Origin of the sequence: Anoxybacillus sp., from assembly GCF_036834105.1 — a bacterium.
GTDB lineage: Bacteria > Bacillota > Bacilli > Bacillales > Anoxybacillaceae > Anoxybacillus.
Window position 1 is genome coordinate 1 of record NZ_DAITON010000019.1, and the last position, 26539, is coordinate 26539.

General features: G+C 45.5%; 23 protein-coding genes, 2 pseudogenes and 3 riboswitches. Of the genes and pseudogenes, 14 read left to right on the forward strand and 11 right to left on the reverse strand.

Features of this window, described 5'->3' with window-relative positions:
• Positions 1-52 precede the first annotated feature (52 nt).
• Both V7Z64_RS03665 and V7Z64_RS03670 read left to right on the forward strand, forming a co-directional pair.
• Positions 53-352 (forward strand): annotated as a pseudogene (locus V7Z64_RS03665) (ATP-binding protein); the annotation flags it as partial.
• A gap of 40 nt (positions 353-392) precedes the next feature.
• Positions 393-2132 (forward strand): methyl-accepting chemotaxis protein, encoded by a 1740-nt coding sequence (locus V7Z64_RS03670; RefSeq protein ID WP_334109356.1) that lies wholly within the window; start codon positions 393-395, stop codon positions 2130-2132.
• Positions 2133-2139: 7 nt separating this feature from the next.
• Here the strand turns inward: V7Z64_RS03670 and V7Z64_RS03675 are convergent, their stop codons facing one another.
• From V7Z64_RS03675 to V7Z64_RS03700, 6 genes are all read right to left on the reverse strand, one after another.
• Positions 2140-3099 (reverse strand): ABC transporter permease, encoded by a 960-nt coding sequence (locus V7Z64_RS03675; RefSeq protein WP_297991636.1) that lies wholly within the window; start codon positions 3097-3099, stop codon positions 2140-2142.
• A 2-nt stretch (positions 3100-3101) separates the two neighbouring features.
• On the reverse strand, positions 3102-4589 hold the full coding sequence (locus V7Z64_RS03680; RefSeq protein WP_297991639.1) for a sugar ABC transporter ATP-binding protein: 1488 nt from the start codon (positions 4587-4589) through the stop codon (positions 3102-3104).
• Entirely contained in the window at positions 4586-5704 is a 1119-nt protein-coding gene (locus V7Z64_RS03685; protein ID WP_297991642.1) for a sugar ABC transporter substrate-binding protein, read from the reverse strand. Before V7Z64_RS03685 ends, V7Z64_RS03680 begins: the two co-directional genes overlap by 4 nt.
• The gene (mtnA, locus tag V7Z64_RS03690; protein ID WP_297991644.1) at positions 5701-6735 is read right to left on the reverse strand and encodes an S-methyl-5-thioribose-1-phosphate isomerase; all 1035 of its coding nucleotides are present in this window, start codon (positions 6733-6735) and stop codon (positions 5701-5703) included. The genes V7Z64_RS03685 and mtnA overlap by 4 nt, the downstream gene beginning before the upstream one ends.
• 15 nt (positions 6736-6750) lie before the next feature.
• Positions 6751-7920 carry an S-methyl-5-thioribose kinase gene (mtnK, locus tag V7Z64_RS03695; RefSeq protein WP_297991647.1) on the reverse strand — a complete coding sequence of 390 codons (1170 nt, stop codon included), beginning with the start codon at positions 7918-7920 and terminating at the stop codon, positions 6751-6753.
• A 216-nt stretch (positions 7921-8136) separates the two neighbouring features.
• A riboswitch (SAM riboswitch) is annotated at positions 8137-8236 on the reverse strand.
• Between the two features lie 86 nt (positions 8237-8322).
• The gene (locus tag V7Z64_RS03700; protein WP_297991648.1) at positions 8323-9117 is read right to left on the reverse strand and encodes a carbon-nitrogen family hydrolase; all 795 of its coding nucleotides are present in this window, start codon (positions 9115-9117) and stop codon (positions 8323-8325) included.
• A gap of 97 nt (positions 9118-9214) precedes the next feature.
• Here V7Z64_RS03700 and V7Z64_RS03705 point away from each other — a divergent pair, with 97 nt between their 5' ends.
• The 6 genes and pseudogenes from V7Z64_RS03705 (at position 9215) to V7Z64_RS03730 (ending at position 14608) form a co-directional block, all read left to right on the forward strand.
• Positions 9215-10387 carry a pyridoxal phosphate-dependent aminotransferase gene (locus V7Z64_RS03705; protein WP_297991652.1) on the forward strand — a complete coding sequence of 391 codons (1173 nt, stop codon included), beginning with the start codon at positions 9215-9217 and terminating at the stop codon, positions 10385-10387.
• A gap of 94 nt (positions 10388-10481) precedes the next feature.
• Positions 10482-10588: riboswitch (SAM riboswitch) on the forward strand.
• Between the two features lie 60 nt (positions 10589-10648).
• Entirely contained in the window at positions 10649-11869 is a 1221-nt protein-coding gene (mtnW, locus tag V7Z64_RS03710; RefSeq protein WP_297991653.1) for a 2,3-diketo-5-methylthiopentyl-1-phosphate enolase, read from the forward strand.
• Entirely contained in the window at positions 11866-12525 is a 660-nt protein-coding gene (locus V7Z64_RS03715) for a 2-hydroxy-3-keto-5-methylthiopentenyl-1-phosphate phosphatase (RefSeq protein WP_297991654.1), read from the forward strand. The genes mtnW and V7Z64_RS03715 overlap by 4 nt, the downstream gene beginning before the upstream one ends.
• Complete coding sequence (locus V7Z64_RS03720; RefSeq protein WP_297991656.1) at positions 12522-13127, forward strand: methylthioribulose 1-phosphate dehydratase; 606 nt, start codon at positions 12522-12524, stop codon at positions 13125-13127. Before V7Z64_RS03715 ends, V7Z64_RS03720 begins: the two co-directional genes overlap by 4 nt.
• Before the next feature lie 12 nt (positions 13128-13139).
• Positions 13140-13676: a 1,2-dihydroxy-3-keto-5-methylthiopentene dioxygenase gene (locus V7Z64_RS03725; protein ID WP_297991659.1), complete on the forward strand. Its 537-nt coding sequence runs from the start codon at positions 13140-13142 to the stop codon at positions 13674-13676.
• Between the two features lie 94 nt (positions 13677-13770).
• Positions 13771-14608, forward strand: a pseudogene (locus tag V7Z64_RS03730) (Rpn family recombination-promoting nuclease/putative transposase).
• Positions 14609-14663: 55 nt separating this feature from the next.
• On the opposite strand, the gene V7Z64_RS03735 reads toward V7Z64_RS03730, so the two are convergent.
• From V7Z64_RS03735 to V7Z64_RS03745, 3 genes are read right to left on the reverse strand one after another with little or no spacing between them, the layout of a single operon-like run.
• Positions 14664-15515: a DMT family transporter gene (locus V7Z64_RS03735; protein ID WP_297991662.1), complete on the reverse strand. Its 852-nt coding sequence runs from the start codon at positions 15513-15515 to the stop codon at positions 14664-14666.
• A 12-nt stretch (positions 15516-15527) separates the two neighbouring features.
• Positions 15528-16262 carry a ZIP family metal transporter gene (locus tag V7Z64_RS03740; protein ID WP_297991665.1) on the reverse strand — a complete coding sequence of 245 codons (735 nt, stop codon included), beginning with the start codon at positions 16260-16262 and terminating at the stop codon, positions 15528-15530.
• An 11-nt stretch (positions 16263-16273) separates the two neighbouring features.
• On the reverse strand, positions 16274-17614 hold the full coding sequence (locus tag V7Z64_RS03745; RefSeq protein ID WP_297991668.1) for an ATP-binding protein: 1341 nt from the start codon (positions 17612-17614) through the stop codon (positions 16274-16276).
• A gap of 545 nt (positions 17615-18159) precedes the next feature.
• Here V7Z64_RS03745 and V7Z64_RS13345 point away from each other — a divergent pair.
• Together V7Z64_RS13345 and V7Z64_RS03750 are read left to right on the forward strand one after the other, a co-directional pair.
• Positions 18160-18444 (forward strand): matrixin family metalloprotease, encoded by a 285-nt coding sequence (locus tag V7Z64_RS13345; protein ID WP_442885008.1) that lies wholly within the window; start codon positions 18160-18162, stop codon positions 18442-18444.
• An 18-nt stretch (positions 18445-18462) separates the two neighbouring features.
• Positions 18463-19053 carry a membrane lipoprotein lipid attachment site-containing protein gene (locus tag V7Z64_RS03750; protein WP_297991674.1) on the forward strand — a complete coding sequence of 197 codons (591 nt, stop codon included), beginning with the start codon at positions 18463-18465 and terminating at the stop codon, positions 19051-19053.
• Positions 19054-19100: 47 nt separating this feature from the next.
• Here V7Z64_RS03750 and V7Z64_RS03755 read toward each other — a convergent pair whose 3' ends face one another.
• A complete protein-coding gene (locus tag V7Z64_RS03755) occupies positions 19101-20522 on the reverse strand; it encodes an amino acid permease (RefSeq protein WP_297991677.1) in 1422 nt (473 codons plus the stop codon).
• Between the two features lie 111 nt (positions 20523-20633).
• Positions 20634-20812: riboswitch (Lysine riboswitch) on the reverse strand.
• A gap of 160 nt (positions 20813-20972) precedes the next feature.
• Here V7Z64_RS03755 and V7Z64_RS03760 point away from each other — a divergent pair.
• From V7Z64_RS03760 to V7Z64_RS03775, 4 genes are all read left to right on the forward strand, one after another.
• Entirely contained in the window at positions 20973-21689 is a 717-nt protein-coding gene (locus tag V7Z64_RS03760) for an ABC transporter ATP-binding protein (protein WP_442885009.1), read from the forward strand.
• Positions 21686-22717, forward strand: a complete 1032-nt coding sequence (locus tag V7Z64_RS03765; protein WP_297991682.1) for an ABC transporter permease — start codon at positions 21686-21688, stop codon at positions 22715-22717. Before V7Z64_RS03760 ends, V7Z64_RS03765 begins: the two co-directional genes overlap by 4 nt.
• A gap of 9 nt (positions 22718-22726) precedes the next feature.
• The gene (locus V7Z64_RS03770; protein WP_297991685.1) at positions 22727-23377 is read left to right on the forward strand and encodes a TetR/AcrR family transcriptional regulator; all 651 of its coding nucleotides are present in this window, start codon (positions 22727-22729) and stop codon (positions 23375-23377) included.
• Positions 23378-23501: 124 nt separating this feature from the next.
• Positions 23502-25601, forward strand: coding sequence for an ATP-dependent Clp protease ATP-binding subunit (locus V7Z64_RS03775; RefSeq protein WP_334109366.1), 2100 nt, complete (start codon positions 23502-23504; stop codon positions 25599-25601).
• Positions 25602-25797: 196 nt separating this feature from the next.
• Here V7Z64_RS03775 and V7Z64_RS03780 read toward each other — a convergent pair whose 3' ends face one another.
• Positions 25798-26394, reverse strand: coding sequence for an MspI family type II restriction endonuclease (locus tag V7Z64_RS03780; RefSeq protein WP_297991689.1), 597 nt, complete (start codon positions 26392-26394; stop codon positions 25798-25800).
• Positions 26395-26539: the final 145 nt, after the last annotated feature.

A 26539-nucleotide genomic window follows, 5' to 3' on the forward strand; every position in this document is an offset into this window, starting at 1 on the left:
CTGTTTGTCTTTTAGGGATGGAAATTAATGTAATGAAAAATGCTCATCTACAGTTAACATATTAAAAAATGCGATCGAAGTGATGCCAAAAGGCGGGACGATTACCGTGTCCGTTCAGCATGTCGACGAAGGGGTGCGCATTGCCGTTCGCGATCAAGGTTGCGGCATTCCGAAAGAAAAAATAAAAAAACTAGGCGAGCCGTTTTATACGACGAAAGAGCGAGGCACAGGGCTCGGATTAATGGTAAGCTATAAAATTATTGAAGAGCATCGCGGACGTATCGATATTGAAAGCGAAGTAGGAGTCGGCACGACGTTTTATATTACTCTACCAACGACGAACGATATGTAGTACAATAGACTTATATGTCAAGACAGCTAAAGAGGTGGATATGATGTTATTTAAACGTCTTCGTCCGGCAGTAAGCGAACTGCTTGAAAAAGGAACGGACTATTCGTTTCACGGACGGTTTGTCGATACGTTATCGTATAACCATTTTACGACAGAAGATTTCGCCAAGTTAAAACAAATTGATGAACTGATTGCCCCGCACAAGCAAGAAATGATTCGCCTTTTTTATGAAGGGTTGCAACATGTGCAGCCGGAAGCGGCGAAAACGGTGACAGAAGCGCGCATTGAGGCGTATGTAAACGCGTTTTTTACAATGGAGCGCAATCGCGCATATGTCGATGAATCGCTCCGCTTTTTCCATTTGTTGCGAAAAGAAAAAGTGAACGTCGGCAAGCTGCTCGTCGCTTTTAACCAGTTCAATTTCTTCGTTTTAACGACGCTTTTAGCGAAAGTGGCGCTAGCGCCAAAACGTTGTTTAGCGCTCATGGAAGCGTTGCAACGGGCGATTAATATCGAGCAACAGCTACTCGTGGAAGTGTATACGGAAACGATGATGGAGCAAATCGCAAGCGGCACAGCTGAACTGATGGAACAAAACGCAGAAATTATGTTTATTAAAGATTTGCTTCAAGCGCTTGATCAACAAAATAGCGACGTGCAAATGGTGACGGCGGCGACGGAAGAAATGACGACGGCCGTATCGGAAGTTGCACATGCCGCAACCGTCATCGCAGAAAAAACGACAACGTCGGTGGAACGAGCAGAAAAAGGACAACATATGATGAACGAAGCGTTTGAAGAAATTATGGAAACGTCTGAGCAATTCACTCATATGGTTGATCGCTTTGAACATTTACAACAACATTTAAGCGCGATTGAAAAAGTGATGCAGCTCGTGAACGGCATTGCGGATCAAACGAACTTGTTAGCGTTAAACGCTTCGATTGAGGCGGCACGTGCAGGGGAATACGGAAAAGGGTTTTCCGTTGTGGCAGAAGAAATTCGTAAACTTGCCGACCATACGGTGCAATCGCTCGGGGAAGTGCAACGAAACGTTGGAGAGTTGCGGACGATTTCATCAGAAGTGTCATCTGCCATTTATTCGACGTCGGCGACGATTCGTCAAGCGGTGAAACAAGCGCAAGAAGCGATGCCGCTCTTGCAAGACATCGTCCATGCGATGGGAGACATTCAAGATAGTACAAATACGAACGCAGCTGTTGTGGAAGAGCAAGCGGCAGCGGTAGATGAAATTTCTAGCCGCATGTCGTCGATCGCTTCATTAACAGAATACGTGCGTGAACTCGGTGAAAAAACAGGAAAAACCGTACATGCGCTCAGCAAAGCGATCGACCGTTTCCGTTTGAGCATGGTGAATGAAAATAGCGTGAAACTGTCTGCTAAAGCGCTTCTTCATTTGGCGAAGACGGATCATTTATTATGGAAATGGCGCATTTATAATATGATTGTCGGTTATGAGACGATTCGCCCGGAAGATGTCGCTTCCCACTATCAATGCCGACTAGGGAAATGGTATTTTGATGAACAGACGAAAAAACAGCTAGCTGGCACGCCAGCGTATGAAAAACTAGACGCCCCGCACGAACGAGTGCACGTCGCGGCAAAAAAAGCGGCGGAAGCGTACGCAAAAGGCGATAGAAAAGGAGTCGAAGCGCAACTTATTGAACTTGAACAAGCATCTGCCGAAGTCATTCAGTTGCTCGATGAACTGATCAAAAAAGTTGAAAAAGAACGAACGTTTGAAACCCACCTCGCGTAAGGTGGGTTTATTTTTTAACGATATGGGACAACGCAAGTGCAAAAATTAAAATGGCGCCTTTGACAATATCTTGAGCATAGTATGGGACGTTCATCATCGTTAATCCGTTTAACAACACGCCAATGAACATCGCGCCAAGCAGCGTGCCGATGACGTTCGGCTTGCCAGCGCCGAACACGGAAAAGCCGATAAATGCCGCTGCGACTGCATCCATTAATAATGGAGCGCCTGCCGACACTTGTCCGGTACCGATGCGCGAAGCGAGCACAATGCCGCCTAAAGCTGCAAACGCTCCGCTAATCATATAAGCATACGCGCGATAGCGATTGACTGGAATGCCGGTTAGTCTCGCGGCTTCGCGGTTTTCTCCCGTCATATAAAACATTCGTCCTGCTTTTGTGTACGTTAAAAAAAGATGAGCGCAAACGACGACGATGAGCATAAGCAAGACGGAAAAGGGGATGCCAAACAGCTCTCCTTGCCCGATAAATAAAAAAGAAGGGATAAATTTGCCCGGTGCTACCCCGCCTTCTGGAAGCGGCATGTCGTTATAAATCGAAAATCCTTTCGTATATGTGAGTTGGATGCCGTTGACGATATACATGACCGCTAACGTCGCCAACAAATCAGGCAGCCGAAGTTGAATGGTAAGAAACGCATTGCACAACCCGACGAGCACTCCGAGCAGAAGCGGAACGAGAAGCGCGACTAATAGCTCTTGGCGGTGTAAAACGAGCGCGGATGCGCTAGCGATCGTCGCTAAGCTCGCGGTTGAGCCGACCGATAAATCAAATCCATCAACAATGAACGAAAATGTCATCCCGACCGCCACGAGCGTGACGATAGAAATAGATCGTAAAATGTCGCTAAAGTTTGCGTACGTCAAAAAAGAGTCGAGCGTAGCGCTAAAAAAAGCGGTGACAGCGACAATCGCAACGATCGTTCCGTATTTATATAAAAATTTCACCTTTATTCACCTCCGCTCATATGATGAACGAGCTGTTCGTATGTCGTCTCACATGCTTTCACTCGCTTAATGAAGCGACCGTCCACCATGACGTAAATGGTATCGGCGATATGAAGTAGCTCTTGGCATTCGCTCGTCAAATAAATAATCGCCTTTCCTTCGTCGGCAAGCGAGCGAATCATCGCAAACACTTCTTCTTTCGCATGCACGTCAATGCCTTTTGTCGGCTCATCAAAAATAAAGACGTCGCTATTCGTTTGCAGCCATTTGCCGATGACGACTTTTTGTTGATTGCCGCCGCTTAAGTTTTTCGCAAGCGCAGTCGGCGAAGACGGACGAATACGTAACGAAGAAATGAGCGATGTAGCGAGCGCCCGCTCGTCCCGTTTTCGAATCCATTGCCACGTTGACACGTTAGACAATAGCCGCACCGTCAAATTTTTTTCGACCGTTTCGTTCATAAATAGCCCTTGTTTGCGCCGCTCTTCTGGAATGAGACAAACGCCAGCTTCAATGGCATCTTTTGGCGACGACCATGCTTGTTTTTTGCCGCGAACGATGCGTTCCCCTGTCGTTTCGACCGCAGCGATGATGCTTTCTGCCAATTCCGTTTTTCCCGCTCCAACGATGCCGGCAATGCCGACAATTTCCCCGCGGCGTACAGTGAGGTCGACCGTCGTTTTCGTTTTCGGAATGTATAGTTGCTTCACTTCAAAAAGCGTCTCTCCGCTTATTTCACGATGATGTTTTTGGCGCGCGTCCGCTTGCCGTCCGACCATATGGCGAACGATGTCTTCAGTTGCTAGCGACACATCGCCTTCGTAAACGACTGCCCCATCGCGCAAAATCGTCATGCGGTCGCACATGCGCTTTATTTCGTGCAGCTTATGCGAAATGTAAATAAACGCCACGCCTTGCGCTTTTAACTGTTCAATCATCGTAAACAATCGGTTCGTTTCTTCATCGCTTAACGAGGCGGTCGGCTCGTCTAAAATGATGTAGCGTGCGGAAGAAGAAAGGACGCGCGCCAGTAAAATAAGCTGTTTTTCATGAAGCGTGCACGCTTGTACGGGCGCATCGAGCGACACGTGTTCCAGACCGACGCGCGCAAGAAGCTGTGCGACAAATGAACGTTGCTTTGTTTTTGAAAACAACGGTTGTTTTTGCGCGACGATATGTTCGGCAAGCACATTTTCATATACGGACAAAGCAGGGAACAACGCGGCATCGACTTCTTGTACGACGTGTCCGATGCCTGCTCGTTTCGCATCTTTCGGTGAAAAAAACGTATGCGTCTTTCCGTCGATGTCAATCGTTCCGCTTGTTGGCTGCAACACGCCGGCTAAAATGTTCATTAACGTGCTTTTTCCTGCGCCGTTCATTCCTAAAAGGGCGTGAACTTCGCCCGGTTGGACATGAAAGTTCACGCCGTTTAATACGGTGACGTCACCAAATGAATGGACGATCTCATTCATCCGTAAGCCGCTCATTGTTTATTCACCTGTTGTTCTAACGTTTTCATCCATGGTGAAACCGCAACGTTCGATTGTCCCCAGCTTTGGATGTAGTTATGCAAGTCATTCATCGTTACGGATGTGTTTGGCAAATCGGAACGTTTCACTACATGCGGCTCAAGCGAGTAAATGTTTGGCGTTTTTTCGCCAGCAATTTTTTGATAAGCAAAGCGCACTTGTACGCGCCCAACTTCCGCTGGATCGGTAGCGGTCGTTGCGACCCATGGGCTGTTTGGTTGTTGAATCATTTGTAAATCTTCATCGCTTAAGTCGATGCCGTACACTTTAATTTCTGTTCGACCTGCTTGTTGAATGGCGCGCGTCGCTCCTTTGGCGAACTCATCCCACGTCGCAAACACCGCATCGATGTCGCCTTTGTTCGGATATTTTTTCAAAATAGCTTCCATTTGCGTTTGCGTATCTAGCGCTGTATTGGCGCTTGCGGTGCCGAATTTCGCCACTTCTTTTATGTTCGGATATCGTTTTTGAAACGCTTCATAAATGACGTGGCGCCGCTCCATCGGCGTAAAACCGCCGACCCAAATGGTGACAATTTCCCCTTCGCCGTTTAAATCTTCCGCTAACGTTTTTAACGTTTTCCACGCTAAGCTGTAATCGTCTTGGTCAATAACCGTGACGCCCGGAATGTTTAAGTCGTTGTCGAATGCGACGACGTGAATGCCTTTAGCGAGCGCTTTTTCAACAGGCGCTTTGAGCGCGTCGGCGCGTCCGTGGTCTAGTAAAATGGCATCGACGTTTTGGTTGATTGCTGTTTCAACGTATGAGGCCATCTTCGTTAAATCGTTGTCGGCGTTATAAATTTGCACGTCGCCGCCAAATTTCGCGACTTGTTCTTTTACGCCGGCGATATATTGCGATGAAAACGTGCCGATCGACATTTGCATAATGGCAGCAATTTTAATCGGCTTTTGTAACGCTTCTGGAATGTCGGCTTGTTCTGTTTCTCCTTTTGCTTCTTCTTTCGCTTCTTGTTTCGGCTGTTCGGCCGGTTTCGATACGGCGTCTTGTTCATTCGTGCACCCTGTTAAAAGGGCAAATATAAGCACGATGAGTATTGATAGTTTTTTCATGCGAAAACCTCCTCAAATAATGTCGGTAGCTTCGTTTTGTAGTCGCCAGACACGATGCCTTTTTCGGTAATGATGCCGGTAATGAGTTCATGCGGCGTAACGTCAAATGCAGGATTGTACACGTTCACATCCGGCGCGATGTTTACGCCAGCGATATGCGTCACTTCTTCTTTCGCCCGTTCTTCAATCGGAATGTCGTCCCCTGTTTCCGTCTGTAAGTCGATCGTCGATAGCGGAGCGGCGACGTAAAACGGAATGTTGAACGCGTTCGCTAAAATGGCTAAGCCGAGCGTGCCGATTTTGTTCGCTGTATCGCCGTTGGCGGCAATGCGGTCTGCCCCGACGATGACGGCAGAAATGCGCTTTGATTTCATCGTTTGCGCCGCCATATTGTCTGTAATGAGCGTCACATCGACGCCAGCTTGCGAAAGTTCCCAAGCGGTAAGCCGCGCACCTTGCAGCACAGGGCGCGTTTCGCAAGCGTACGCATGAAGCGTCATTCCTTTTTCTTTCGCTAAATGAAACGGTGCGAGCGCCGTGCCGTATCGGGCGGTAGCAATCGCCCCCGCATTGCAAATCGTCATGATGCGATCGCCGTCTTGGAACAAAGAAAGGGCATGTTCGCCGATGCGTCGGCATACGTCTTCATCTTCAACTTGAATGCAAATCGCTTCATGAATGAGCGTCGTTTTCGCTTCATTGACCGAGGTGGCGTTGGCGACGCTTTTCATGAGCCGGTCAAGCGCCCAAAATAAATTGACGGCGGTCGGGCGCGAGCTCGCTAAATAGTCGCGGTCGCGCTTTAAGTTGGCGTGAAACTGTGCTAAGTCGTTCGTTTCATACGATTTCGCCGCGAGCGCTAACCCGAAGGCGGCCGTCATGCCGATCGCCGGCGCTCCGCGTACGTTGAGCGCGACGATCGCGTCCCATACGTCTTTTATGTTTTTTAATTCTAAATATTCAGTCTTATGAGGCAATGCTTGTTGGTTTAAAATCGTAATATGTGTATCGTGCCATTGTACAGATTTCATCGTATCGTCTTCCTCCTAGCTGTTGACATGTACCGTTTGTTGTACGAGACGTTTGATAGCATGAATCGGCACATGTTCACGTTGCACGATGAGCTCGCGTCCGAGGCGAAGAGCGTGCCGTTTTGCTTCTAGCCGCCGTTCAAGTGGCAATTCGTCCAAATCAGCTACGTGCGCTAAGCCGATCGTGCGGCGAATGACTTCGCAACCAGCAAATCCGATCGCTTCGACGAGCGCATCGTTCATGATGTCGTCGAGCACGAAAGAAACGCGCGCATACGGTTCGTTGCTTTCTTGCCAACATGTTGTAAATGTGCGAACAAACACGTCCCACGTTTTTTCAATATGTGTAAAGAGCGGCTCGCGTTCGCTTTCATGGCGAGAGAGGGCGTTTAATAGTAAATTGGCAAAAAATTGCCCTAAATCAAAGCCGATCGGACCGTAAAATGCAAATTCTGGATCAATTACTTTCGTGTCATCGTCGCTTGCGAATATGCTTCCGGTATGTAAGTCGCCATGAAGCAACACGTCTGCTTTTGTTAAAAAGAGCCGTTTTAATTTCGCTGCTTCGCGCTTGAGTTCATCATCTTGCCAAAGCTGCTCGACATCAGCACGAAGCTCCGTTTCAAAGCTGTTCGTGTCGTGGTCAAAAAACGGGTCGGTAAAGACGAGATCTTCCGTAATTTTACATAGTTCAGGGTTTGTAAATTGTTGGGCGAGCTTCTTTTTTTGTTGTTGATTCATGCCAAAATCCGATGTATAAAACGCTGTTTTGGCGATAAATTCCCCAATATGTTGTGACAAGTGCGGGAACGTTTTTCCTTCGATCAGCCCGCGGCGCGCGATTTGTAAATGTGATAAATCTTCCATCACCGTAATCGCTAAAGTCTCATCGGAATAATACACTTTTGGTACATACTGAGGGACGTAGCTTGCGAACGTGCGCAACGCTTGGCTTTCGATTGTTGCGCGCTTTAATGTGAGCGGCCAGCTTTCACCGACGACTTTCGCGTACGGCAACGCTTGTTTTATGATGATGCTGTCGTTTGTCCGCTCGTTGACGATGCGAAAGACGAGGTTTAAGTTGCCATCGCCAATTTCTTGGCATGAAAGAAGCGCATCTTCTTGGAATAGCCCTAAGCGAATCGCGAGCGCGACCGCCTTTTGCTCTGTTAACGGTTCGTACATAGTGATTCCTCCCTAAATTAAGAAAAGCGTAAAGCGCCTGCCTATCGGCGAAGAGCGCACAAGCTCCACCGAGGAGGCTATTGCCGCCGCAGTGTGGAGCGGAGCGACTCGAGCCGATGGCGCTTGGAGCTAGACACTTCTCTGCTATGATAGAAAGTTTTCTTAAACAAAAAACCTCTTTCGCTGAACGAAAGAGGTTTGAAGTTTGCTTCGCACCTCTTATCTCTCAGCCTACTGCTGCAAGAATTAGCACCGTGCGCCATCGCCGGTTGCCGGGTTTCATCGGGCTCGTCCCTCCACCTGCTCTTGATAAGAGTATTTGTATTATTCGAATGTTTGTAACAATGAAAAAGTTTCGTGAATTCGCTTGATTCGAATCATACATCGCTTCATGCTCGTTTGTCAATCATTTTTTAAAAATTTTTTATACACATCTGGACGGCGATCGGTAAAAATCGGGATGCGCGCGCGCGCATGTTGCACTTCGTTTATATCAATATTCGCCGTAATGACCGCTTCTCGTTCATCCCCTTCTGCGACGACGTTTCCCCATGGGTCAATGATCATCGAGTGGCCGGCAAATTCGTTGTTCGGATCTTTCCCTGCCCGATTGCATGCGACGACGTAACATTGGTTTTCAATCGCGCGCGCCATTAACAACGTGCGCCAATGATGCAGGCGAACGAGCGGCCATTCGGCGACGACAAATAGCACTTCGGCACCTTGAAGCGCATGAGCGCGAATCCATTCCGGAAAGCGAATGTCATAACAAATGACGCCTGCGCCCGTCACGCCGTCAAGCGAAAATATGCCCGTCGTTTCTCCAGCTTGCAAATGTTTATGTTCATCCATCAATTTGAACAAATGGAGTTTACTATATTCGCTAACGACATGACCGTTTCGATCGACGACGTACATCGTGTTCGTTATTTGTCTTTCTGTCTTTTTCGCTACCGATCCGCCGACAATATGCACATTGTACGTTTGTGCAAGCGAAGAAAGAAACGTTTTTGTATGTTCGCCGTTTTCATCGGCAATATCGCCAAGTCTCGCTAAATCGTATCCTGTCGTCCATAGCTCGGGCAAGACGACGACGTCGGCGTCACAGGCAATTTGCTCCATGTAGCGCACGACGGTTTGTTTATTTTTTTCCGGTTCCCCAAAGGCAATGTCCATTTGTATACAAGCTATATTCATTCGTTTCACCTCAAAAAAAATTTTCTTTACATTTTGATTTTTACAATATATGATGTTTGACTAGAATTTCAACCTTTTTGTGAAGTAGGTGGGCAAAATGACGACATTTCCGCAATCTCATTTGTTGCAGCAACTGCCGAAGCAATTTTTTGCATCGCTCGTTCAAAAAGTACATGCGGTCATCGCTGACGGGCGAGATGTTATTAATTTAGGACAAGGAAACCCGGATCAGCCGACGCCGCCGCATATTGTTGCCGCGCTTCAACAAGCGGCTGCCAACCCGACATATCATAAATATTCGCCATTTCGCGGCTATTCGTTTTTAAAAGAGGCGGTGGCAACGTTTTATAAGCGCGAATATGGGGTAACGATTGATCCAGAAAAAGAAGTCGCCATTTTATTTGGCGGAAAAGCTGGGCTAGTCGAAATGCCGCTTTGTTTATTAAATCCGGGCGATGTTGTGCTCGTTCCTGATCCCGGATATCCGGATTATTGGTCGGGCGTTGTGCTCGCGCGGGCGCGTATGGAAATGATGCCGCTGCGAGCGGAAAACAATTTTTTGCCTAATTATGAGGAGTTTGATGAACGTGTCGTACAACAAGCGAAACTGATGTTTTTAAACTACCCGAACAACCCGACAGGCGCGACGGCAACACAATCATTTTTTGATGAAACGGTTTCGTTTGCGCAAAAATACGGCATTGGCGTCGTGCACGATTTCGCATACGGAGCGATCGGTTTTGATGGGAAAAAGCCGATCAGCTTTTTGCAAACAGAAGGGGCGAAAGACGTCGGCATTGAAATTTATACGTTCTCAAAAACGTACAATATGGCAGGATGGCGCATCGGTTTTGCCGTTGGTAACGCAAGCATGATTGAAGCGATCAATGTGCTGCAAGACCATTTGTACGTCAGTATTTTTGGAGCTATTCAAGAAGCGGCAGCGGTAGCGCTTTTACAGTCGCAACAATGCGTGCATGAGCTCGTGGCGACGTATGAATCGCGGCGCAATACGTTTATTCATGCGCTCCGTGAAATCGGATGGGACGTGCAAGCCCCTTTAGGTTCGTTTTTCGCTTGGCTTCCGGTACCAAAAGGATATACGTCCGAGACGTTTGCTGACTTGTTGCTTGACAAAGCGCATGTAGCGGTCGCTCCGGGCATCGGTTTTGGAGAACATGGGGAAGGCTATGTGCGCGTAGGGCTATTGACGAGTGAAGAACGGCTAAAAGAAGCCGCTGAACGCATCGGACGGTTGCGACTTTTTTAAAAAAGTCATTGACAAATGCGTGATGTACTGTCATAATTCGAATTAAATTTATGCAAAAAAAACGAACTGTTCAAAAAATGATATACATTGCGAATTCTTATCAAGAGTAGGCGGAGGGACGAGCCCGATGAAGCCCGGCAACCGACTTAACAGCTGTTAAGCACGGTGCTAATTCTCGCAGCAATCGCTGAGAGATAAGAAGAGACGACGGATCGAACCTCTTCTTATGAAGAGGTTTTTTATTTGTAAAGGAGTGGGAGTATGATTACCGCAACGTATTTGATTCATGATGACAAAGATGTAGCGAAAAAAGCAGAAGGGATCGCGCTTGGGCTCACAGTCGGCTCGTGGACCGATTTGCCGCAGCTTGAGCAAGAGCAGTTGAAAAAACATAAAGGTGTTGTTCAGTCAATTGAACAGCTTGAGGAAGATGAGCGGGTCAATACGTATTTCGGGAAGCGCTTGAAGCGCGCGCTCGTGCGCATTTCATATCCGAGCGTCAATTTTAGCGCCGATTTTCCAGCCATTTTGACGACGACGTTTGGGAAGTTGTCGCTTGATGGAACGATTAAACTTGTTGATCTTGCTTTTTCTGATGAATTAAAACGGGCATTTCCGGGTCCGCGCTTCGGCATGGACGGCATTCGCGAAAAGCTTGGCGTCTTTGACCGTCCGCTTGTGATGAGCATTTTTAAAGCGGTCATCGGGCGCGATTTGCGATATGTGACTGAGCAATTAAAGCTGCAAGCGCTTGGCGGCGTCGATCTCGTCAAAGACGATGAAATTTTGTTTGACAACGACTTAACGCCGTTTGAAAAACGAATCGTCGCAGGAAAACAAGCGTTACAAGACGTGTACGAACAAACAGGGCATCGGACGTTATATGCGGTGAACTTAACAGGAAAAACGTTTGAGCTAAAAGAAAAAGCAAAGCGCGCGGCAGAGCTTGGCGCGGACGTATTGTTGTTTAACGTCTTTACATACGGGCTAGATGTATTGCAAGCGCTTCGTGAAGATGACGACATTCGCTTGCCGATTATGGCGCATCCGTCGTTTAGCGGAGCGATCGCTTCGTCGCACGTGTATGGCGTCAGTTATGCGCTTTTGCTTGGGAAATTGTTGCGCATGGCAGGGGCGGATTTTTCGCTCTTTCCATCGCCGTACGGAAGCGTGGCGCTTGAAAAAAAACAGACGCTTGCGATCGCTCATGAATTAACGAAGGAAGAACCGTTTGCCCGCACGTTCCCTGTTCCATCTGCCGGCATTCATCCGGGGCTTGTGCCGCTTCTTATGCGCGACTTTGACATCGATTGTGTCATTAACGCAGGCGGTGGAGTGCACGGACATCCGCAAGGCGCTGTCGGTGGCGGGCAAGCGTTTCGCGCTGCGGTGGAAGCGGTGCTTTCTGGGCGTTCGCTTCATGAGGCTGCGGCGGAAAACGAAGCGTTAAAACAAGCGCTTGATTTATGGGGGAGCGCATGATGAAGCCGGTCATTTTTTGCGATTTTGATGGGACGATTACGTTAAACGATAACATTATTGCGCTCATGAAACAGTTTGCCCCACCGGAGTGGGAAGCGATCAAAGACGATATATTGGCGCAAGCATGTACGGTGCAACAAGGCGTCGGGCGCATGTTTTCGCTTTTGCCGACAACGTTAAAAGAAGATATCGTGCAGTTTTTACTGCGCACCGCGCGCATTCGCGACGGATTTTCTGAGTTTGTCGCGTTTACGAACGAGCGACAAATTCCGCTTTATATCGTCAGCGGCGGCATCGATTTTTTCGTCTATCCGCTGCTTGACGGGCTCGTTGAAAAAGAACGCATTTATTGTAACAGCGCCGATTTTAGCGGCGATACGATTCGCATTACGTGGCCGCATGCGTGCGATGAACATTGCCAAAACGGTTGCGGCTGCTGTAAGCCGTCGCTTCTTCGTAAACTTGCGCCAAAAGGGGCGAAAACGATCGTCATCGGCGATTCCATTACCGATTTAGCGGCAGCAAAACGAGCCGATCACGTCATCGCGCGCGACTTTTTACTTGAAAAATGCCGTGAGCTACACTTACCGCATACGCCGTTTACGACGTTTTATGATGTCATCGATGCGTTAAAAGAAAGTGAGGTGATCGCATGAAAGAGAAATGGGAAGAGCTAGCGGAAGTCAAACGAGAGCTAGCGGCGCGCGACTGGTTTATGGCGACAAGCGGCAATTTATCGCTGAAAGTGAGCGATGAGCCGCTCACGTTTCTCGTGACCGCAAGCGGAAAAGATAAGCGAAAAGAGACGAAGGAAGATTTTTTACTCGTCGGTGCGGACGGACGACCGGCGGAAGCGACGCACCTAAAGCCGTCGGCGGAGACGCTTCTTCACGTGGAAATTTACAACAAAACGAACGCCGGCTGCGTTTTGCACGTGCATACGGTCGATAACAATATCGTTTCAGAACTGTACGGTGACGAAGGGGAAGTCGTTTTTTCGAATCAAGAAATGATTAAAGCGTTCGGATTATGGGAGGAAGATGCGCAATTTCGCATTCCGATTATTCCGAATTTCGCCCATATTCCGACGTTAGCAAAAGCGTTCGCCGACCATGTTCATGAAGATGCCGGCGCGGTGCTTATTCGCAACCACGGCATCACCGTTTGGGGAAAAGATGTGTTAGAGGCGAAAAAGTTTTTAGAAGCGTGCGAGTTTTTATGTCAATATCATGTGAAATTATTGCTCATGAAACGATAAGGGGGAGTATGTATGGCAGTTATTAAAGTGCGAAATACTGGGGAAGTCATTGAAGGAAAAGAAAACGTCGCGGCGTTTTTAAACGACCAAGGAGTGTTGTATGAACGATGGGATGCAAGCAAACTTCCGGATCATTTACAAAACAAGTTTGTATTAACAGATGAAGAAAAGTCCGACATTTTAGCGACGTTTCAGACGGAAATTGAAGATTTAGCGAAGCGGAGAGGCTATAAAACGTGGGACGTCGTGGCGCTTTGCGAACAAACGCCAAATTTAGAAGAGCTGTTGAAAAAGTTTGAACAAGTGCATACGCATACGGAAGACGAAGTGCGGGCGATCGTCGCTGGTCATGGCATTTTCGTCATTAAAGGAGACGAAAAAACAGGATATTTTGACGTAGAACTAGAAGCAGGCGACGTGATTTCCGTACCAGAAGGAAATCCGCATTTCTTTACGTTAATGGACGATCGCCAAGTCGTTGCCGTTCGTTTATTTATCGATCCGTCTGGATGGGTGGCACATCCATATGAAGAAAAAGAAGGGGAATAGCACCCCTTCTATTTTTTTAGTGTGTAATGACAGCAGGAATTTGATTCATTTTACCGAATAAAACGATTGAAACAATCGAATGAGGGGTGAATGTATGTCCATTGACCACGATCGTTTGTTTAAGGAGCTCATTCAAACATTTTTTGAGGAGTTTATTCTTCTTTTCTTTCCGACGATGCATGAGCATATCGATTTTCGCCATTTGTCGTTTTTATCAGAAGAGCTGTTTACCGATGTAACGGCAGGGGAAAAGTATCGCGTAGATCTGCTTGTCGAAACGAAGCTGAAAGGCGAAGACGGGATTGTCATCGTGCATATCGAAAATCAAAGTTACGTCCAGCTATCGTTTCCGGAACGCATGTTTATTTACTTTAGTCGTTTGTATGAAAGATACCGTAAACCGATCGTACCTATCGCACTATTTAGCTATGACACAGTCCGCAATGAGCCATCTGTTTCCTTTTGGTCAAGTCCTTCACTTTCAATTTTTCACGATCGAACTGCGCAAAAAGCATTGGCGAAACTACATTCAGCAAGACAACCCGATCGCTGCTGCTTTGTTAAGCAAGATGGGGTATACTGAAAATGAAAGAGTTGAGATGAAAAAACAATTTTTACGCATGCTAGTGCGCATGGAACTAGACGAAGCAAAACAACGGTTGCTATTCGGTTTTTTTGAAACATATGTGAAACTATCAGACGAAGAAGAACAACAACTACGAAGCGAGGTGAATGAAATGGAAGCGAAAGAAAAAGAACAGGTGATGGAGCTGATGATCTCGTACGAACGAAAAGCGCTTGAAAAAGGGAGAAAGCAAGGAATGAAGCACATTGTACAAGCGATGGTGAGAAAGGGACTAGATGTGAAAGAGATTGCGTATATGGCTGAACTTTCAGAAGAAGAAGTAAAGCAGTTGATAGAAGAAGTGTGATTGTACAGTATGGTTGTTTGGATGTGAAAAAATAGAGTGGGGCAAGCGCCTCACTCTATTTTTTTGTAAACAGCACAACGCCTGCGATCGTAATGAACGAACCGATCCATTGTGCCAGCGTTAACGTTTCATCAAGCAATATGTACGCAAACAATGCGGTAAAAAGCGGATTGAAATTTAAAAACATCCCCGCTGTTGTGGCACCGACTTGTTTCACGCCGACGTTCCAAAGAAACATCGCCAGCACCGTCGCTCCGATGCTCGTATAGATGAGCGCAAGCAAAAACGAGACGTTTACGTGATGAACGGAAAAGGAAGATACAAATGGCAAAAGCCCGACGACGCCAAAGACGCCCGACCAAAACGTCGCCGCAAGCGGAGAATACCATTTCATGACCGCTTTTGCGCATGCGGAATAGATGCCCCAAACGATGACGGCAGCGATCATCCATACATCGCCGATATTGACGTGTAGCACGCGATGAAGCTGTCCGTGCGTCATAAATAAAAGCACGCCGACAAGGGAGACGGTCATGGACAACCATTGTCTCATCGTCAGTTTCTCACGGTATACGACGTAAGCAACAAGCGCAATCGCCATCGGATTTAACGTTGAGATGAGCCCGACGTGATCGGCCGATGTGTAGCGAAGCGCCCGAAACATAAGAACGTTAAATAATACGACGCCTGTCATGCCCATCGCAATAAGCGGAATAATGCCGCGTGTTTGCAGGCGAACGGACCGTTCTTTTTTTAATACGATCGGAAATAAAAAAAGAACTGCGATCGTCCAGCGCATAAACGTTAATGAAAGGGGGGAGGCGTGCGGCACGAGCAGTTTACTTGCGACAAAGTTGCCTCCCCATAGTGCGCTTGTTAATAAAAGAAGCATATAATATTTCGACATGATCCTCATCCTTTAAAACGTTTCGATTAAAAACACCATCAGCAACAATCCGATAATAAAAGCGTACGTCGACGATTGTTCGTTTCCGTCGCCATGACTTTCAGGAATGAGCTCTTTATAAATGATAAACAACATCGCGCCAGCTGCGAACGCCAAACCGTATGGAACGAGCGAGCCGACAACGGACGTTAAATAATAGCCAACGATCGAAGCGACGAGTTCAATAAGCCCTGTGCCCGTCGCCATGAAAAACGCTTTTCCTTTTGAAATGCGTTGATTAAATAAAAAAAGCGCAACGAGCAATCCTTCTGGAGCGTTTTGGAACCCGATCGCTAAAGCGATTAAGTTGCCGATTTCGCTCCCTTCCCCAGAGGCGTAGCTCACGCCGACCGATAGCCCTTCTGGGATATTATGGAGTGTGATAGCGGCAAGCACGAGCAACGCTTTTTTGTCGATCATTACGCCGCTTTCCGTATGCGCTAAGTCAATATGCGGCACCATTTTTTCAAGAAACGTCAACGTCAACACCCCAATGCATAGTCCAACCGCAAGCGAGAGAAACGTTCCTGAAGATAGCGCTTCAGGAATGAGGCCGAGCATGGACGCTGCCATCATGACACCAGCGGTAAACGCAAGCAACATATCGCGCCATTGGTGTGTGAGGGAGCGCGATAAAAATAAAATAGGAATCGCGCCAGCACCTGTTGCTAGCGCGGATAACGTACTGCCGACAAGCATGTCAAACATGTTTCCACCTCCTACTGTAAAGGAAGGCGAACGGTAATCGTCGTTCCTTTATTTTCTATACTATGAATATCGATCGTTCCTTCATGCATGTCGACGATTCGTTTACATACGACGAGCCCGAGTCCTGTTCCCATTTGCTTTGATGTGACAAACGGTTGAAACAATTTATCTTTGACATGTTTCGGGATGCCGTTGCCGGTGTCGGAAACGCTTAATATTGCCCAGCCGTCTTGTTTCGCAAGCGAAAGGGTAAGCTGTCCACCGCTTGACATCGCTTCGATCGCGTTTTTCACTAAGTTTAACACGACTTGCTTTAAATGGTCTTTACAACAGCGAATAGGTAGCGATACGCGAGCGCATTGCAACGTATACATGATGTTATGCAAATGCGCTTGCGATTCAATAATTGGATGAATGCTTAACACGATATCGTTCAAATCGCACGTTTCAAACTTTTGCGTCGTTGGTTTGCCGAGAATTAAAAATTCATTGACGATGTCGTTAATGCGTGTAATTTCGTTTTGAATGACCGAAAAATAAAGTTGTGATTCGTTATCTTTATGCTTTTCACTCAACAGTTGGATAAATCCTTTAATGCCGGCGAGCGGGTTGCGAATTTCATGGGCGGTACTTGCTGCAAGCGTGCCGACTAATTCAAGTTTTTGCGCTTCTGTTTCCATTCGTTCCATCATCGTTCGCCGCTTCAATAACGAATATTGAATAAATAACCAAACCATATGCATCGCAACAATGAACGTAAACACGTGCGGAAGCGCCGCCTGCATTCGTTGTTTGTTAGCGACGGAAGGTACGTTCGCCTCGATGAGCCACGGTGCTTGATTTAAATGAACGACGACGGTTTCTTTGGATGCGCGAAGATCGTTTGCGCTGAACAGTTCGTTTCCTTTTTCATCGTACAAGCGAAACGAAGCTTGTGGATAGATGATTTTCATGCGCTGCTTTATATAATCTGTCCGCAACGTTGCGACTAAAAAACCGATCGCACGCTTCGTTCGTTCATCAATGATCGGTGTCACGATCGTTGCCGTCTCATCGTCGGTAAACATCGGCTGCTTTGTTGCTTCTGCCAGTCGCATCGCTGAACTTGTACTTTCCGAAAAAAACGAAATGCGCTCAAAGCGAACGTCTTGTTTTTCTATTTGCTTCACTACATCGTGTATGTTTTCTTTTATGTCTGTATGTTTGCTTATCACGAGCGCCAACGTTTCAAGCCGAGCCGTCGTTTCCGCAAGAAAGCGATCTAAATCGTTTTTATGTATGTTCGCAAACATGCGCGTCTCTTCTACCTGTTGACGTTGTAGCTGTTCATCTTGCCAACGTACAATCCACACGCTCCCGATCAAACATGGGACAATCACGAGCAATATGTACAGCCACCGCCTTGTTCTCTCTCTCCCCATATACGCTCCCTCAACAAAACAAAATTCAAGGAATATTATAACATAAAGATAAGAAAAAGACGGAGAAAATGATAACCGTATTAAATAGAGTATGTTTATTGACAAGTACAGAAATATATTTTGGTTAAAAAAAACAATTTGCAAAAAAAAAAAAAAAAAAATGATACAATAAACTAGGCTTTAAAAAAGTAAAAGATTTCTAGAAGGAAGCGGATGTGAGAAGATTGACTTTTTTCGTTATTATCATGTTATACTTGATTCCTAGTAGCAGTGTTCGTGCTTATGAGCTATTTGGTGGCAAATATAGGAATCCAAACTCACTAAAATATTGGATTGATTCGTCGGTTATTCATGCTGGTTATGAAGCGAGGGCAGTGTATGGTTCGGAAGCGTTCGATAGCTCCCCACTTATTGGTACGACCAGAACGTACGATGCCTCCCAAGCTAACTATAAATGGTGGGCTAGTACGAAGGATATGGGTTCCGTTGTCGCTGATTGTATTAACTATCATGTGAACTGGTTGGGACAAGTGACTGCTTGTTGGGATTGCACATACGATAAGTCGCAGTTAAGGATCTATTTACCAGGTTTTCAAAAGTTGTCTTGGGTTCAAACGAGGGAAACAACAGCACACGAGGTCGGTCATGCTCTCGGATTGGATCATGAAGACGATGTTCGTTCTATTATCCTTTCAAAGGGTTTCCTAAATGACGAGTATCCGCAAAGTGATGATTGGAATGGAATAAATGCTATCTATTAGTGGAAAGGAAGTAGCCTGATGAAAAAGATTATTTTTCTTTTTTTTACCATTTTATTTTTGTCTGCCTGTAACAATACACAATCTGAACTAAGCAATGTGAATACAAAATATGTTCATAGTGAGTCGAAAATTGTAGACGAATACAATTATTTAGAAGAAATGGAGAATGATAGTGAAGTTATTTTGATAGGTACGAAAAAAAATGGAGAGAGTTATTTCGATAAAGATGGCGATATGGTGACGGGTTTTTACACGATAAGTGATGTTGAGATCAAAAAAGTGTTTAAAAATGAAAAGGGATACGCGTTAAATAAGGGTAATATCATAAAAGTTATGGAGAACGGAGCGTTTGATAAAAAGGCTAATACAATGTACGGTTCGGCAGGGTACCAGTTGATGAAAGATAATAAAAGCTATCTTTTATTTTTAAGAAAAAGCACGACACATGATGAGTATACGATCAAAGGTGTTTATTATGGGAAAGTGCCGTTAGATAGTAATCACATGGAATACAAGGGTGATTTGAACAATAGTAAACAAGTGAATAATAAACAAATCGAAAAATTAAATCAAATATTTGAAGAGGCAAGAAAAAAGTATAGAGAATAAAGAAGATGATATAATGTGTCCCCCGCCAAAATTGGACGGGGGTTTTGTTATGCAGATTGTTTTTGTTTCGTTTTATGTTCGCTTTGTTGTTTAAGAAGTAGCGGATAAAACAGCAAGCTGCTTGCAAGCAAGGCGACGCCGAGCAAAAATGTTTTCATATCGGCCGTTCCTGCTTTGACGAGCCAAATGGAATACATCGTCGCAAGTAGAGCGATCACACCGTCTGTCATTCGCTCTTTCATCGTCACATACGTTTCGCCTGTCCAGACGAGTTTAAGCTGGAACGTCGAGGCAATGACATACGGAACGAGGTATGATAACGTCGCAATGTAAATGACAAAATCAAACGCGGCCGCCATCGAGTTTGAAATGGTTGAAAAAATAAATAGTTGCGAAATGATGTTTGAAACAAGTAAAGAAAAGCGCGGCATGCTTTTTTCGTTTTCTTGTAAAAAGGCGCGCAAAAACAACCCTTGTTTCGCTGCTTGATACGGTACTTCTGCACTTAAAAAAATCCAGCCGAGCGTCGAACCGATTAAGCTAATTAAACCGAGCCCAGCTAACAGCTGCGATCCGATCGGGCCTAGAACTGTTCCGATCGCATCGACGAGCGGCTTTTCCGATTGCATGAGCACATCTTGTTTTAACATGCCCATGACGAGCACGCTAATGCCGATGTAAATGGTTAAGGCGATCAGTAAACCGGCGATTGTTGCGCGCTTTACGTCGCTTTGTTTGCGCGCCCGTGAGGCGAATACGATCGCTGATTCAATGCCGATAAACGCCCAAAGCGTACTTAACGCAACGTTGTTCATTTGCGAAAGAAGACCGAGCGTATGGCCAGCTTCATCGTAGCGCGGGGCAACAAACGGATCCATATAACTTTTTTCAAATGCAAACAATCCGATGATAATAAAAAGGAAAAATCCGAGCACTTTCGTTGCCGTTGCTAAAAAGTTTAATTTCCCAGCACTTTCTACCCCTTGCAAAATAATTGTATGCATCACCCATAAAAGCGACGTACAAACGAGAAACGTCAGCAAATGTCCAAGTTTTAACGTAAATGAACCGATGGAAAACACGACATGTCCGCTCGTTAAAATAGGGAAAAACGTCGATAAATAACTAGCAAACGTCGTAATGATCGCAACGTTTCCAGCGACGTTGCCGATCCAATAGCCCCAAGAAGCCATAAAACCAGATAAAATGGATGCTTTTGAACCTTTCGGAAACAGTTCCTTCGCATAAATTTGCGGCCCGCCGTTTAATTCCGGTTTACGAATAGCTAAATTTCCAAAAATGATGGCGATCGTGAGCACGCCAGCCCCTGTAATCAACCATCCGAGCAGCACGCCGGCGGGGCTTGCCGCCTCAGCAAGCGAGCGCGGAAGCATAAAAATGCCCGATCCGACCATATTGCCGACAACGAGCGCTGTCAATAACCAAAACCCGAGTTGTTGTTGTTTCATGTTCGTCATCCTTTCATTCATGATTATGGTGACGCAAGCGGTGGAAAAATAAAAAAGTGCACCCTAAGTTTTCAACGGGTGCACAATATATGACACATCCGCATCAAACTTAAGATCGATAGCTCTCCACCGCATGCGCGATGACAGTCCTGCGCCTATTCGGCAACAGGCCCAGCTTATAGCGCCAGAGCACGCTATAAACTTCGGCGACAAATCCTTTCATTCCACTTCATCGGCGTCTCTGCGCCTCGATGAAACTACTATTATTTGCCGCGACCTCTATCTCATCTTAGTTGACGAGAAAGATTTCGTATTCAATTGCCGTTTCTATCGTACAAAAATATATTCGTTCCGTCAATGAAAAAATTTTTAGCACATATGTACAACAACTGAACGAACGTATAAAATAAAAGTGAGTAATCACTCACTTCATGAAAGCGAGGGAAAATGATGGCCATTCAATTGCAACATGTTAGTAAACAGTTTAACAAAAAAGAAGTGATTCACGACATGTCGCTCGACGTGCACAAAGGGGAAATATTCGGCATCCTCGGCCCATCAGGAGCAGGAAAAACGACCGTTGTCAAAATGATTGCAGGCATTGATATGGCGACAAAAGGGACGATTCATGTGCTCGGTGAGCGCATGCCCAATTTGCAAACGATGGCGCGCATCGGCTTTATGGCACAGTCGGACGCGTTATACGGGGAGCTTACGGCGCTCGAAAATTTAGATTTTTTCGCATCGATTTACGGGCTAAAAGGAAAAAAGAAAAAGCAACGCATCGAAGACGTTTTGCAGCTCGTCCATTTGACAGACGATATGAAAAAAGCAGTCCATCAATATTCTGGGGGGATGAAACGGCGCTTATCGCTGGCGGCAGCGCTCCTTCACGAACCGGACGTGCTCATTTTAGATGAACCGACGGTCGGCATTGACCCGCTTCTTCGCCAAGCGATTTGGGAAGAACTTGAGCGCATTCGCCAAAAGGGAACGACGATCGTAGTGACGACGCACGTCATGGATGAAGCGGAAAAATGTATGCGGCTTGCGATGATTCGCAACGGGCGATTGATGGCAGTCGGCAGCCCTGACGAATTAAAGAAACAGACAGGTGCACAGACGATTGAACAAGCATTTTTACATTTGGGAGGGATGTACGCATGAGAATTCAAGCGATTGTCGTCCGCATTATTCGCCAGTTTTTCCGCGACAAACGCACGCTAGCGTTAATGATTGTTGCCCCGATGTTCGTTTTATTTTTAATGGATTTAGTGTTTAACGGCGAATCATATGAGCCGCATATAGCGATAAATTCCAACGTGCCACATCAGCTTGAAATAGCGTTAAAAGAAGCGGGAGCGCACGTGAAGACGATGACAAAAACGAAAGCGATGACGGAGCTTGACGAACAACAAATCGATGCATGGATCGAGATGGATCAAACGACTTTACGCATCACGCTTGAAGGAAGCGATCCGTCTGTCAGCAAAACGGTGCTCATGACGGTGCAACAAGCGATGCAAACGCTTATGCCGCGCACCGAGCAAAAAATCGCTGTAGAAACTGTATATATGCACGGTTCAGAAGACATGGCGCCATTTGATTATTTCGGTCCAGTATTAATCGGCTTTTTCATTTTCTTTTTCGTCTTTTTAATTGCTGGAGTGTCGTTTTTGCGCGAGCGGACGAGCGGCACGCTTGAACGTTTGTTAGCGACGCCGTTAAAACGATGGGAAATTGTCATCGGCTATGTCATCGGCTTTGGTATATTTACAACGATTCAAGCGAGCTTCATTTCTTTGTTTGCGATTCATGTGTTAAACATGATGATGGAAGGCTCGTTTTGGTATGTGCTGTTCATTACGTTTTTATTGGCGATGACCGCACTCACGTTAGGGACGTTATTGTCGGCGTTTGCGAACAACGAACTGCAAATGATTCAATTTATTCCGCTCGTCGTCGTTCCGCAAGTGTTTTTCTCTGGGCTATTTAACTTAGATACGATGGAACCGTGGCTTCGTTCGATCGGAGTCGCTATGCCGTTATATTACGGGGCAGATGCGTTAAGGGAAGTGATGATTCGCGGAAAAGGATGGGAAGCGATTTCGATTGATGTGTACGTTTTGATTAGTTTTTCGTTTTTATTTATGATATTGAATGTGTTCGCATTAAAGAAATATCGAAAGTTGTGAGGAGATAGGATGGACGAACGAAAATGGTTGTTTGATTTATTGAACGCAGATGAACACGAGTTCAGCGAAAAACAAGTAAACATTTTACAAGCCGCAATCGACATGTTTGCGGAAAAGGGATATGCAGCGACGTCGACGAGCGAAATTGCCAAGCGGGCAGGGGTGGCAGAAGGGACGATTTTTCGCCACTATAAAACGAAAAAAGATTTATTGCTAGCGATCGTAAAACCGACGCTATTTCAATCGGTCGCCCCGTTTTTAGCAAAAAAGTTTGTCAAAGATGTATTTGAAAACGAATATGAACATTACGAACAGTTTGTGCGCGCCGTTTTTAAAAATCGGTATGAATTTGTAAAAACGTATTTGCCGGCCATTCGTGTGCTATGGCAAGAGATGGCGTTTCACGGGGACATTAAAATACAATTTCAAACGATTTTTATTAACCATGTGTACGATAAATTTAAGCAAATCGTTGAGCATTTTCAACAAAAAGGAGAGCTTGCGCCGCTCCCGCCAGAGACGATTATTCGTCTGACGATTACAACGATCGCTGGTTTTTTGGCGACTCGCTTTTTAATTATGCCCGACTATTCGTGGGATGATGAACAAGAAATCGAGCGGACGATTCAATGTTTAATGAATGGATTAAAAAGAACATGATAGGTCATTTTCCTATCGTGTTTTTTTTATTTTTTTAAAAAAAGGACTTGAAAGTCAAAAAAGGTCAAATTATAATAAAGACAGAAAGATCAAATATAGTCAAAGTCAAAGGAGGTTGGTGCCTATGATGTGCCAAGTATGTAAACAAAATGAAGCAACCATCTTTTTGCATGTGCAAGTAAACGACGAAAAACAACAAGTACAACTTTGCGAAGCGTGCTATGCAAAACAAAAACAACCATTGAAAGTGCCAGCAGGATTCCACTTCGATCGTTTCGATCAATTGTTCTCCAACTTTTTCGCACCGCTGACTAACGAAGCCGTTTCCCATGTCCAACAACAAGAACAACAACCGAAACGAAACGGATGGCTTGATCAATTCGGTCGCAACTTAACGCAATTAGCGAAAGCCGGACTCATTGATCCTGTCATCGGACGCGATAAAGAAATAGAACGCGTCATCGAAATTTTAAATCGTCGCAATAAAAACAATCCGGTACTCATCGGTGAACCAGGTGTCGGTAAAACGGCGATCGTGGAAGGATTGGCGTTGAAAATCGTCGAAGGAGCTGTTCCTGCGAAACTATTAAACAAAGAAGTGTACGTGCTTGACGTCGCTTCATTAGTTGCCAACACAGGCATTCGCGGTCAATTTGAAGAGCGGATGAAACAGCTCATTGCTGAATTGCAACAACGGAAAAACGTCATCTTATTCATCGACGAAATTCACTTACTCGTCGGAGCTGGATCGGCAGAAGGTTCGATGGACGCAAGCAACATATTAAAACCGACGCTTGCTCGCGGTGAACTGCAAATCATTGGGGCAACAACGTTAAAAGAATACCGCCATATTGAAAAAGATGCCGCGCTTGAACGTCGCTTCCAACCGGTCATCGTTCACGAGCCGACGATCGAACAAGCTATTCACATTTTAAAAGGCATTCAGCCAAAATACGAACAATTCCATCAAGTGAAATATACAGATGAAGCCGTTCGCGCTTGCGTCACTTTGTCGCATCGCTACATTCAAGATCGCTTCCTTCCTGACAAAGCGATCGACTTGCTAGATGAAACCGGGTCTAAAGTAAGCTTACAAGCGATGCCGACAAATAAAGAAGCGATCGAACAACGTCTTGAACAAATAAGAAAAGAAAAGGACCAAGCGGCGCAACAAGAAAACTACGAATTGGCGGCGAAACTGCGCACGGAAGAATTGCAGCTTGAAAAACAACTGCAACAAAACGGACAAGCGGAGCAACCTACTGTTGATGTCATGCACATTCAACAAATCATTGAAGAAAAAACAGGCATTCCAGTCGGCAAACTACAAGCGGATGAACAAACGAAAATGAAACATTTAGAAGAAAACTTAGCGAAAAAAGTGATCGGTCAAGAAGAAGCGGTGAAAAAGATCGCTAAAGCGATCCGTAGAAGCCGCGCAGGCTTAAAAGCGAAAAACCGTCCGATCGGTTCATTCTTATTCGTCGGTCCGACTGGCGTTGGTAAAACAGAATTGTCGAAGACGCTTGCGGAACAATTATTCGGCTCAAAAGATGCGATGATTCGTTTAGATATGAGCGAATATATGGAAAAACATGCGGTCGCGAAACTGATCGGTGCACCTCCTGGCTATGTCGGTCATGAGGAAGCTGGGCAATTGACGGAAAAAGTGCGCCGCAACCCTTACAGCATCATTTTGCTTGATGAAATGGAAAAAGCGCATCCAGACGTTCAACATATGTTCCTACAAATTTTAGAAGATGGTCGTTTAACAGATAGCCAAGGTCGCACCGTCAGCTTTAAAGATACGGTCATCATCATGACATCAAACGCTGGTACAAACGGCCAAGGCGACTTGCTTCAACGCCTCAGCCTATACTTTAAGCCGGAATTTTTAAACCGTCTCGATGCGATCATTGAATTTAAACCGCTTGAAAAAGCACATATGCTGCAAATTGTTGACTTGATGCTTCATGAATTGCAACGTACACTTGCGGAACAACATGTCACGATGACTATTAGCGACAAAGCGAAAGAAAAATTAGCTGAGCTCGGCTACCATCCAACGTTTGGCGCTCGTCCGCTCCGCCGCGTCATTCAAGAACATATCGAAGACCAAATTGCCGACGTGTTGCTTGATGCGCAAGATGTGCGCACGATCCATATCGATGTCGAGGGCGACCGCATCGTCGTTGCAGCAGAAAAACACGAAAAGGTGTCCTAAAATATCTGGACACCTCTTTCTTTTTTAGCATTTTCTAAAACGTTTCTTCACCAAAGGCTGTACTTGACTTCTTACAACATGTTTTACAGACACTTATCAGGAAGGAATAAGCAAATCATTGATGTTTTCACGTTCTTGTTTAGGAAAGGGTATCATTTATATACTGTCATGTTGATGAACATTCAAGAAAGAAAAGTTAGATGATTTTTCCTTTCAATTGTATAGCTTTCCCTTTCTTTTTAGATGGATAAGTCCATTGAAAAGAAGTTCCCATTTGTCCTTTCGTATTTTTTAGTATGTTTTCAATGTACGTATCCATTTTTTCCATTTCTATCTCCGTCTCATTTTTAAAGACAATCATATATCTTGCCCAATGAATTTCTTTATCTCCATAGCCACCGATTCCTGCGTAAGCCCATTGTGCTAGTTTTTTATTGAGCTTTGGAAGTTCACTTTCCATTATTTTATAGAGGTCGTTATATTGTTCTTGTAACTGTTTAAAACCCCCAACTTCTTGAAGTTTTCGGAAAGCTTCTTTTAGCTTTTCATTTTCTATCCCCAACACTTCAATAAAGCTTTCAGCGGTGTACTCATGAATGGAAACATACTTTGCACTCGAGCGTTTGCAGCTAAATGTGAATACTTCTTTTGATCGCTTATTCGTTTTGATGGTAAGTTTAACATCTGTTTTTGGCTGCCCACCAGTTTCCAGTTTCTCAATTTGATTGGTTGCTTCTATCTCTATTATTTTTTCATCTAGCGATATACCGATTAAATTCAGGGTCTTCACCATTTTCTGTGATTTCTACTCAATCCTAGAAACATGTTAGCTGGATGAAATAGGTTCATCAGTCAGGATCCTTTTTCCGCATACAGACCAACGATCATACCGATAGCGGAAGAAGGGAGCGCTTAAGCAGCCTGACTGCTTGTAGTGT